The sequence below is a fragment of the Rhodococcus sp. LB1 genome (assembly GCF_001583455.1).
In the GTDB taxonomy this organism is placed as follows: domain Bacteria; phylum Actinomycetota; class Actinomycetes; order Mycobacteriales; family Mycobacteriaceae; genus Rhodococcus_F; species Rhodococcus_F opacus.
The window spans coordinates 181-11,251 of sequence record NZ_LTCZ01000089.1 but is presented as its reverse complement, the minus strand read 5'-3'; the positions used below and the strand labels follow the sequence as shown (position 1 = coordinate 11,251).

Annotated in this window: 6 protein-coding genes and 2 pseudogenes; 4 read left to right on the top strand and 4 right to left on the bottom strand. The window is 61.6% G+C overall.

What is annotated here, in order from left to right:
• The first annotated feature begins 400 nt into the window (after window positions 1-400).
• Together AZG88_RS15530 and AZG88_RS15525 are read left to right on the top strand one after the other, a co-directional pair.
• Complete coding sequence (locus AZG88_RS15530) at window positions 401-1,612, top strand: MFS transporter (protein ID WP_061698184.1); 1,212 nt, start codon at window positions 401-403, stop codon at window positions 1,610-1,612.
• A 731-nt stretch (window positions 1,613-2,343) separates the two neighbouring features.
• Window positions 2,344-3,021 carry an NADPH-dependent F420 reductase gene (locus tag AZG88_RS15525; protein WP_197487828.1) on the top strand — a complete coding sequence of 226 codons (678 nt, stop codon included), beginning with the start codon at window positions 2,344-2,346 and terminating at the stop codon, window positions 3,019-3,021.
• 607 nt (window positions 3,022-3,628) lie between these two features.
• Here AZG88_RS15525 and AZG88_RS15520 read toward each other — a convergent pair.
• The 4 genes and pseudogenes from AZG88_RS15520 to AZG88_RS15505 form a co-directional block, all read right to left on the bottom strand.
• A complete protein-coding gene (locus AZG88_RS15520; RefSeq protein WP_197487827.1) occupies window positions 3,629-5,305 on the bottom strand; it encodes a CocE/NonD family hydrolase in 1,677 nt (558 codons plus the stop codon).
• Between the two features lie 490 nt (window positions 5,306-5,795).
• Window positions 5,796-5,987: pseudogene (locus AZG88_RS15515) on the bottom strand (L-histidine N(alpha)-methyltransferase); the annotation flags it as partial.
• A 19-nt stretch (window positions 5,988-6,006) separates the two neighbouring features.
• Entirely contained in the window at window positions 6,007-7,770 is a 1,764-nt protein-coding gene (locus tag AZG88_RS15510) for a CocE/NonD family hydrolase (protein WP_061698182.1), read from the bottom strand.
• A 475-nt stretch (window positions 7,771-8,245) separates the two neighbouring features.
• The gene (locus AZG88_RS15505; RefSeq protein ID WP_061698185.1) at window positions 8,246-9,217 is read right to left on the bottom strand and encodes a GlxA family transcriptional regulator; all 972 of its coding nucleotides are present in this window, start codon (window positions 9,215-9,217) and stop codon (window positions 8,246-8,248) included.
• 40 nt (window positions 9,218-9,257) lie between these two features.
• On the opposite strand from AZG88_RS15505, the gene AZG88_RS15500 reads away from it, so the two are divergent.
• Entirely contained in the window at window positions 9,258-10,271 is a 1,014-nt protein-coding gene (locus tag AZG88_RS15500) for an NADP-dependent oxidoreductase (protein WP_331712269.1), read from the top strand.
• A 385-nt stretch (window positions 10,272-10,656) separates the two neighbouring features.
• Window positions 10,657-11,071, top strand: a pseudogene (locus AZG88_RS15495) (N-formylglutamate amidohydrolase); the annotation flags it as partial.

Below are 11,071 nucleotides of genomic sequence, written 5' to 3'. Positions count from 1 at the left end.
GTTCGCATGAAAGCGGCAGGTTAAGACGGTAGTCCTGTGACTACTAGAGGGAGGGTCGTTGGTGGGTGCACGGCGGAGGTCTCGACCATTCGCTCGGCCTGGTGCGACTGTGTCCTCAGTGCGGTTGGTTGCGCCGTCGCGGCGTAGCAGAAGCATGTCGCGAGTGAAGTTCGGGATTGGATCGGTAGCACCGCCGACGAACGCGGCGTCTCACGCAACATTGTGGTTCCACGTCAGCGACACCGAGGGTACGTTTAAAAAGCTTCTTGTACCCTCTATCGTTTCGTCAGTTATGTGGTTACAGTCACGGTAATAAACAACCCCATTTCGTACCGAGAGGCCAGTGATGACAGTATCGCCATCGTTAACGGCGAATCCGCCGCGCACAGGGGTGCGCCCCTTGGCGGCAGCCGCAGTCGGCAACGTGGTCGAGTGGTTCGACCTCACCATCTATGCCACGTTCGCCGTCTACTTTGCCCCTTTGTTCTTTCCCGCCAGCGATCCCACAGCAGCGCTTCTGTCCACCTTCGCGGTGTTCGCGGTGGGGTTCTTCGTCCGCCCGCTCGGTGGTTGGCTGATCGGTAGCTATGCGGACAAGCGAGGCCGCAAACGTGCGCTGACTCTGACGATCGTCTTGATGGCGGTACCCACCCTGATAGTCGGGATTTCCCCGACCTACGAGACAATCGGCGTTCTTGCACCCATCGTTCTGGTGGCCGCGCGCATGACCCAGGGATTCGCCGCGGGCGGTGAATCAGGTGGAGCGATGGCCTACCTGTACGAGATCGCCCCAGCGAACCGCCGAGGCCTCTACACCAGCTTGTGGTACACCACGGTCGTAGTCGGAATCGTCATGGCGACGCTGCTCGGATTCGGCCTGGCCGCGGCGATGTCGACCGAAGCGCTCAACGACTGGGGATGGCGCATCCCATTCCTCATCGGTGGCGCCGCCGGACTGGTCGGCCTGTGGGTCCGCTCGGCGATGGCCGAAACACTCGACAACAGCGAAGAGTCACATGGCAAGCCGTCTGGCCTCACGGCCCTGCTGTCCGTCTACCCACGCGAGACGCTCCGCGTCTTCATGCTGATGGCGGGAGCGGCGACGGCCTGGTACACCTTCGTCTCGTACATGCCGACCCACTTGATCAAGTCCATCGGACTGCCGGCAAGCACGACCTTCGGCGTCCACACCCTTGCCCTCATAGTGTTCATGTTCCTGCTGCCGCTGTTCGGGCATCTGTCGGATCGCTTCGGGCGGCGAGTATTCGGGCTGACCTTCGCGCTCGGTGGAGCGGTGCTGGTCGTGCCTCTCAGTCGCGGGCTGTCCGACGTGTGGTGGCAGTCCCTGATAGTCGACTTGGCGCTTCTCGCATTGACCGCCTGCATGTTCTCCGTGCTCGCGGTGATCATGACCGAGCAGTTCCCCAGCCGGATGAGAGCGATGGGAGTTGGCGCCCCGTACAACTTGGCTACAGCGATCTTCGGCGGTACGGCGCCGTTCCTGCTCACATGGCTGAGCGGACAGGGCATGAGCACGTGGTACTTCGGCTACCTGGCTGTACTGATTTTACTCGTGGTCTTCGGCCTAAAGAAGACGCGCGTCGAGAGCTAGCATCGCGCCCCAGGGCTCGGGTAGACGCCGGTCTACCCGAGCCCGCTCGGGTAGAGAACGGCGCGCCCCAGAAGCAGGGCGCGCCAACATGTGTCACGAAACTTGGTGAACTGACAGAGTGCCCCGACAATCATTCCATCCGAATCAGCCGTCTCGGTCGAACTTTGTCACAGTCGGATCGACCAGATCATGTCATGCGACCTGAGGTGACGGCAGATCTCGATCCACTTGGTTGTCGGAAGTTCGGCTGGTCAGCTCGTGTAGAGGCCGGAGCACGGCAAGTAACGGCCGAGTTCGAGTTCTGCGGTGATCGGTACGAGGTGGTGGACCAGAATCGACGGCGGCCTACCGCTTCAAGCCCAGGATCGGCGGACTGCGCACCGCTCGCTCGCGACCCTTCCGAGCCGAATTGGTGGTGACCTCTGACACCGCGACGTGGGGCTTTATACCCAACCACCATTTCACTGTTCTGATTCCTCGTCTCGCGACGGCCGCTCTGCGCATCGGGGGTTACACCGGGACCAATGCCCACCGCGCTGTACGGCGCCGGTGTCGAGATGATCGGTGACTCTCGCCAGCTTCTCGGCGGGGGCGTGCCGCCTTCAGGGAGGGTCTGCACTTGGCGACCGGCGATACGTGTCACCACCTGTTGGTACGTTACCAAATACCGTAAGTACCCATTTTGTTATCCGGGTGGACGCCGCGTCCTCGACCACAGGATTGGAAGCGGCATGGTGCAGACCATCGCAATTATCGGAAGTAGCATGATCGGCGAGTCGGTTGCACGGCTCGCTGTCGCAGCTGGCTACAACGTGATTATCAGCAACTCACGCGGACCCGAGACGCTCACTGGCCGCGCGGACAGGCTCGGCCCGCGAGTGCGCGCCGCCACGTCGGTCGACGCGATTAGGGGCGGCGACATCATCGTCGCAGCCGTGCCCTTCTCCGCCTACGAGCAACTCCCGGCTGACGAATTGGCCGGCGAGATCGTTATAGACACGACGAACTATTACCCTATGCGTGATGGCGCCCATCCCGAGGTGCAGGAAGCTGCGATAACCACCAGTGAGCTGGTACAGCGACACCTGAAGGACTCGAAAGTTGTAAAGGCGCTGAATAATCAGGACTTCATGCATCTGCTTCTCAACGCCGCACCAGAGGCTGATCCAGAGCGCACCACGCTGCCGATTGCGGGCGACGACGCGGCCGCAAAGGAGGCGATCATCGAATCACTAAGCACCCTAGTCTTCGACGCGCTCGACATCGGGCCCTTGGCCGAAAGCTGGCGAAGTGAACCCAACACACAGCTCGACGTCCACCGCTACGTGCCCGACCTGCCCGCCGGGTGTATGTCGAACACATCAATCTCAAGACGTACATCCGCAGCCGACTCGAACCGCAACTTGTAGATGAACCTCAGGAGACGCGAGTGGCCTATCTCGCGGCCCGGCGCGACGAACACCGCGCCCGGTTGGGCGTGATCGTGAACGAGCTTATAGCGAAGCATGGACTGCAACTCGGATTGAACGAGGTGCTCTACCACGAGACTGGTGTTGCCGCGGATGCCGTTCGCTCGAAGAGCCGAGACCGTCTCGAGACATAGAGTCGCATGCGCTCTCAGGCAGACCCACGTAGTGGCTGGTCGTCTCGGTCTGGATTCGAACAGTCAGGCCACAGAGCACGTCGGTGGCTTCTTGTTCTTTCTGTGCGCTCGTAGGACGGGTGCGATTCCGCCGCGCCGTTCGCCCAGTAGCCGCTCATCGGATCCAGTTCTTCGCCTGGCAGGCCGAGAGATTGTGGTGGCGCGACCGGGTGTCACGCTCGCGCCACCAACAACGTCGGCGAATCAGGCAGATCTCTTCGACCTCCTAGGTCCGCTTTCCATAGTGCCTCATCCTCACGAACGCACAGGGTGAAAATTGCCCGCTTACAACGCCACGTTCAATTGGACTTTCGGTAGGTCGTGTCGGTCGCCTCGAATGTAGACCAACTGGACGCAGATCGTTCGCTTCGCGGTCACGGAATGACGGGAAGGACGATGTGCGAGCGTCGCTCCGCATCGTGATAGATCTTCTGGCGGGCCTGCCGCATCTCAGTTGCTCTAACGCCCTCACCTGTGTTGAGGTTTCGGTCCCATCGAGGGAAGTTGCTCGAAGTAACCTGCACCCGGATCTGGTGACCGGCCTTGAACACGATACTGGTGGACCACAAGTCGATGTCGTATTCGTCGACGCGTCCAGCTTCGGTCGTCGCGCGGACGATGCCGTCGACAATGTTGCGTGAGACGCCGCGTTCGTCGACGTCGCAAAGACGCACAACCCAGTCGGTCGATGGTCCGTCTGTCGACGCGAACAAGGTCGCCCGCACGCGGCCGGTTACTTCGAGGTCTCGCTCCAGGGGCGGTGTGGAGAACACGAGTACGTCCGCCCTACCTTCGACGCTCGATTGATCCTTCGGCCCGCGCGTGAATTCCGATGCCAGTATCTGGGCTCCGCCGGTCGTCGGAGTCGGATCGGCTGGGTCGTAGGTGTACTGAGAATAGGACTCGTCACCGGTCGGAGCGTCGAATGAAAGATCCTCGTGCTGGCCGAGATACATCGCAGTGTCGATTCTGCGTTCGAGCGGCCAATCTTTCTCGTCTCTCCACTGGTTGACTCCCATCACGAAGATCTTCACCCCTGAGTCATGCGCAGTTGTCGCGGGTTCACCTCGAAGATAATGGTCGAACCATTCGAGCTGGACGTCGGTCAGTGTCGCGATGCCCGGCGCCGGCGGTGCTACCGATCCAATCCCGAAATTCACTTCCCCTGTCTGACCGCCTCCCTGGCCAAACACGCTCAAATGTTCCCACGGCCCCACAATCAGCCGTGTCGTGAGCCCCTGGCGGCGCATCTCAACATAGTTGTCGAGAGAACCTTGCTGAAACACGTCGTACCAACCGGCGATGTTCAGACTCGGAATCGTGACTCGGTCGCCCTGATTGGCGATGCGACATTCCTCGCGTGTCTCGGGTTGTTCTATCGCACGCTGAACGCCGATATCGGGCAGGCCGGTACGGGTGAGCGACGGCAGAGGAGCGGCGGGAAGCTCCCAGTATCCGCGTGGGGTGAGCATGTCGTGATCGTTCACCATGGCGACGAAGGCTTCGACGAGTGCTGTGGGTGACTCGATCGCTTTGGGAAGCTGCGTGAGCGATTGTGTCATCGACCACCATCCGTTGAGTCCGAGCTCGATCGCACCACCGCGGAAGAACAACCCGTTGTCCGGATCGTGCCAGGTGACCTGCGGCGCAATGGCTGTCAGCCCTGGGGCCTGGGCGAGCGCGGCCGACCACTGGGTGTTTCCTGTGTAACTGCCGCCGAACATACCGACCTTGCCGTTACTTCCCGGCAATTGGGACGCCCACTCAACGGTGTCGAATCCATCCCGTTGCTCATGGGCCCACGGCAGCCATTCCCCCTCCGAGCCGTATCTGCCGCGGGTGTCCTGCTGCACAACAATGTAACCGCGCTGAACGGCGGAGAGGACTTCCAAGATTCCCGTGGTGATCCAGGACCGTTTGTCATACGGCGTTCGCTGGAGTAGTACGGGCCACGGACCGTCGTCCGTTGACGGCCAATAGATGTCGGCCTTGAGCGCCGTTCCGTCGCGCATCGGGACGGTGACATCCAGGTCGACCTTGAATTGAGACACGCAAACTCCTTGCTTTTGTGCGGGCTGGGGCAGGTGTTCCGCGCCCGTCGATTGTCGGATTCGCAACGCGAAGCAACCGGCTTCGGACGTCGCTGACATCGCAACCATTCACTTGTTGCTGAGGTCACTGTTGTCAAAAGGTACTACATTAGGTACGCGTTGGCTACGCTTCGTACCCGCATTTTGTCGCTCTGAGCTGCATCAAGTTTCGTAGCGTCTTACGGTTGTGCTGCCCTTCGGGTGCCATCGCGGGCGAGACGGGGATCGACGATGACGTTGCGCGAAACGATGCGGAATGGCATCACTCGGGGCCTCCATGGCGCCGTCGACGGCCTCCGCGCACGATCGGGCGCCTGACATGGCGCGTGTGGGCCAGCAGTCGGCAACCGGGGGGACGGCATCGTGGTTACCGACACCGGTGTGGCGGTGGACCAGCTACCGGCTGGATATTCCCGCGGTGCTCAGAAGCGAAATGTCATCGCCACGCCGTTCACGCGTCCTTCTTCGCCAGGGCAAGCGCATAGTCGCCGTCGGTCCACCAGTCAGTTGGCGTCCAACCAGCAAGCTCGAATTCCGACTCGAGCAATTCCCGGGTGAATTTAGTTGAGATCTCGGTGCGTATCTCTTCGCCTCTGGCGAAATCGATGTCGATGCCCAGAACACCCAGGTCCACCACGTGTCTTTCCTTACAGTGTGTGCTGTCAGTCGTTGTGGGTGGTGACGTCTACGTAAGTCTTGTCTCCGTGGTGAATCGTCACGACACCGGCAGGGGCAGTCGGATTCACCTTGGGGATGTCTCCCCCACTGAGCGTGACTCGTAGCTGTTCGCCTGCCGTAAAACGCCAGTGAGTATGCCCGAGGTCGATTCGGTATTGGGTCGGCTCACCGGGGGTGACAGGAACGACTCGTTCGAAGCTTTCGCGGAGCTGCGCGCGCAGATATCCGGCTTCGATCGGCAGCACGCGTCCGTCAGCAGTGACCACTTCCAGCTTGCTCACGAAGTACGTGTCGGGTGCAGTGATCGACGCACTGACATGTAGGGCCACCGGGCCCGCGACTGTGGTGTCCTTCTCGAACGCTGGGAGGGTAAAGGTGGTCCGTGGGTACCCGAGGGAATACCGTCCCAGTTCGTTCGCCTTCGCGGTCTCCGATTGGGCCTGATCCTGCGACTCTGCCCATGGCATGGTGCCAGTTTCCATCTCCGATGGTCCGTCATACGGATTGACCGCGTACTGAGTGTCTGCGGGTGGGGGGATGGATTCGGTCAGCTGCCCGCCACCAGTGGGATACAACCGCAGCACGTCCGTCGAGTTGGCCGGCCATTGATCGAGAGACCGCCACTCGCCGGAATGGTCAGTGGAGTTCGATTCGTAGGAGGTCACGCGAGTCGGAGGTAGATCAGCCTCTGGTCGCTCCGCCAGCCATCTGTCGAACCACTGCAGAACCGTTCCCGTAGTGATGGTGTTTGCATTCTCTTCGTTCTCTTCCGCACCCGCGACGGAAATGATCGGCTTGTGCGTCCACGGACCGTAGAGGAGCCATGTCTGGTCGGCGCGCTGCGCAAGAGCATCGAAGCCACCGTTCTTGAAGATGTCGAAGTATCCGCCGATATGCAGGGCGGGTATCGAAACATCTTGCAACTTGTTCGTCGTGACAATCTGCTTCCAGTAGTCGTCGAACTGTGGATGCTGCTGGAAGTCCGACAAGACTCGGGTATGTGCGGCCGTGTCCAACACCGGTCCCTCATTCGCCCACCACGAACCCACCGTCGACGGCACACCACCCGGGTACACCCACTCGGAGTAGATGTTGGTAGGCGAGACGATGGGGACGATTGTCGTCAGGTGTGGCGGTTTCAGCGCCGCGGCGCGATAGGACGTAATCGACCCGTAACTCGAGCCCATCTGGCCGATCCGGCCGTTCGAATTTGGTTGAGCTGCGAGCCATTCGATGATGTCGTAATTGTCCTCGGACTCCTTGGCTTGAAACCAACCCGGATACTCTCCCGGGGAATTCCCTGCGCCGCGAACATCACACGTGAGCACGTCGTAGCCCCGCTCGGCGAAGTAGGCATGCTGCCCGGTGTAGCTGTCTTTGTAATAGGGCATGAAGTTCAAGATCAGGCCGGGATGCTGGTCCTGGGTGTCCGGAACCCCCTCACGACCGGGCTGAAATCGCGTGCACGCTAACTCGGTTCCGTCGCGCGTCGGCACCTGCACTTGCGTTTCGATACTGTCGAAATCGCCGGGACGGTCATAGTTCAGCCAGTCCTGCACGGCAGCCGGCGCGGGTGCGTCGACGAGTTTCGAACTATCGGAGTGCGCCGGAGAACCGTCGGATTCGGACGTTTCCGCCGACGTACATCCGGTTGCCGCCGCTGCCGCAACGGCGAGCGTTGCAATGAGACTGCCAGACTGAAAGGTGAGCGATCTTCGCACGATGTAGGGCTCCTCGGGTTCGTTCATTAGGCGCAGACGTGTCGCGATGGCAATGCAACACTCGCGACCGGTTCGTTATTTGGTACTAAGTAACTCTATTTCGTACCGTCCATTGTGTCCAGGACCACATGAAATTTTTGCACTACACCACCGAAGAGCTGGACGGCATCGAGAGGAACTCTGTTGCCAATACGCTTGCTTGAAACGCCCTTTAGCGGGTGTGCCACACACTCGAGCGTGGCCCTCCTCCCCACAGCCGTATCCTCGTACGCCCGACTGCGGAAACGTACTTCGGGTGGATATTCGCCGATCTCGGGCACCCCAACCCGGTTCGCCACCGATCACCGGGGTCTGTCCACACTTCACAAAGCCTTCGAACGCCTCTTAAACATCCGAGCAGCGCCGCTCTCGTAGTAACGATAGTTCTGCGGATCAGGTCCATTCAGGTGGGGGGAGCTTTCTGGATCCACCGTCTCGATTCCGCCATCGGCACCGCTCTCCATCACAGGCTAGCGACGTCAGCGGCCTTTTGCTGAGTCCTCCGGAATGTGCGGCGATAGGCAAGGGGTGATACGCCGACGGATGCGTGCAGATGCTGTCGCAGAGAGATCGCCGCGCCGAAACCCGCCTGGCTGGCAATCTCGTCTACAGACAGATCGCTGGATTCGAGCAGGTGCCGGGCCAGGGCAACGCGTTGCTGAATTAACCAGCGGACGGGGCTCACACCGACCTCGCTGTGGAAGCGACGGGCGAATGTGCGCTCGCTCATGCGGGCATGGGAAGCCAAGTCCCTCAGGGTCAAAGGCTCGCGGAGGTTCTCAATGCACCACTGCCGGGTTGCGGACGTTCCATTCGCGGACATCTCGGGCAGCGGCTGTTCGATGTACTGAGCCTGACCACCGTCCCGCCAGGGTGGGACCACGCAGTTGCGCGCCGCATGGTTGGCCACCTCACTGCCGTGGTCCGTGCGCACAAGGTGCAGACACAGATCTACGCCCGACGCCGCTCCCGCGGAAGTCAGGACGTCACCGTCGTCAATAAAGAGGACGTTTGGATCCAGCGCCACCTCAGGGAACCACTCGCGAAAGAGGGTCACCAGACGCCAGTGAGTGGTGGCTGGACGGCCGTCCAAGAGCCCAGCGGCCGCGAGAATGAATGCGCCGGTACAGATTGACACGATGCGGGCGCCCGGCCGCACGGACTCTAGGGCCGAGGCGGTGGCTGCAGGAAGCTCTTTCGCGATGCGCGAGGGGTCAACCGATGGAATCACCACGGTGTCCGCCATGCTAAGGACCTCCGACCCATTCTCCACCGTGATCGAGAAGTCGGCGTTGCTGCGCACCGGCCCGCCGTCGACCGAACAGGTCAGTACCTCGTAACGACCATCGGTGGCACCGAAGACCCGGCTCGGAATTCCCAATTCGAACGGATACACCCCATCCAGGGCCAGCACAACGACACGGTGAGATCCCATGGCCAGATTATATCGAAAGGTGGCGATCTTGCCATTGCGAATGGCTGCGGCCTTCCTCGAAACTGGGGCCATGAGCAATAGCCCGTCCGCGACAGCAGCACCCACCATGCGCGCCATCAGCCAGGACAGATACGGTGAGCCCGACGTCCTTGAAGAAGTCCGAATTGCCCGTCCTGATCCCGGGCTCAGCGAAATACTCGTCTCAGTTCGCGCGGCCGGATTGAATCCGACGGACTGGAGGCACCGTACAAGCGGCCTCTTCGTGAACAGGCTTCCCCTGGTGCTGGGCTGGGACGTCTCCGGTGTGGTCGAGGCCGTCGGTTTCGGAGTCACTCGGTTCATGCCCGGCGACGAGGTGTTCGGCATGCTCCCTTACCCCGATGGGGTCGGCTCGCATGCCGAATACGTGACCGGGCCCGCGCGTGCGTTCACGCACAAGCCTGCTGGTATTGACCACACTCAGGCCGGTGCCCTCCCCCTCGCCGCACTCACCGCGTACCAGGCACTTGTCGACACTGCCGACGTCCAGCCCGGGCAGCAGGTCCTCATTCACGCGGCTGCGGGCGGGGTGGGCCATCTCGCCGTGCAGATCGCCAAGGCCCATGGTGCGCATGTGATCGGTACCGCCAGCGCCGCCAAGCACGAGTTCCTTCGCGAACTCGGCGCGGACGAGGTAATCGACTACCGCAGTGAGGACTTCACCGAGGCCGCCCGAGACGTCGACATAGTGCTGGACCCATTCGCCGGCGAGATTCGAGCCCGCTCGCTCGAGCTACTGCGCCCCGGCGGCACTTTAGTATCGTTATTACCCGGAGCCGCGGCCGGCGAGCAAGAGCGGGCCACCACGCTCGGCGTGAGGGTCGCAACTCTCCTGGTCGAGGCCGACCATGCCGGCATGAAAGCGATCGCCGACCTTGCCGAGGCCGGACGACTCCGCGCACACATCGAGGCGACATTCCCGCTCGCCGAAGCTGCGAAGGCACACGCCCTTGGGGAGACGAACCGCACCACGGGCAAAATCGTCCTCATCGTCGAGGGCCACGACACCCCTTGATTTGGGCCCGCCACACGAGCAGGTATTTCGCCACATGGCCGGTGGTTTCGCGGACAAGCATCTCGCACGTGATGCCTCCTTCCCGTCAGACCATTCCTCTGATGGGCATCTGTCCGGCGTGCGCGGGTCCTGGCACGGCGAAACCCACTGCAGCCGGTGACCGCGAATATGGCAGGTCGACGAGGTTGGAGTGCTAATCGGGTCGATGAACAACCTCGTCGCTCGGTTGCGTTCCGGGTGCCCGACAGATTCGTCGGGCGATACCCTGATTCAGGGGACATGCCGTCACCGCAAGTCAACACCCCATTACGTCGGATCAATCGCACGGTCGGACGACTCGTCGTCACCCCGCGGTCCGGGTATCGGCGGCCCGTACCCTTGCCCCATGCCCGCAAGCCCCGGAAACCCCAGCGCCAACCAGGAGTTACCGTCCCTAGCCGTACAGGATGCTTCGGCGGATACCCACATCATCACTGCGGCGGCGCGCACCGGAACGGACATCGAGCTGCGGATTCACACGTTCGTCGCACCGTTCGACGTTGCGGCCGAACAGTGGTTCCCCGCGGCGGCCGGGTTCGCGTATCTGCCGCCGGCGGAGGTTGCCGAGTGGGCGCGGGCGATCTTCTCGACCGTCGACAACGTGCACGGGTACTTCCTCGGCTCCGTCGACCCGAGCACCGGCGTCCATCGACGCGGGCAGCTCGCATACCGCCTCTACCTCGATACCAACCGTCAGGCGATTCCCGTTCCTCGGCAGGTGGTCACCTCTCCGCATTACCCACTATCGGCCATCGACGGCA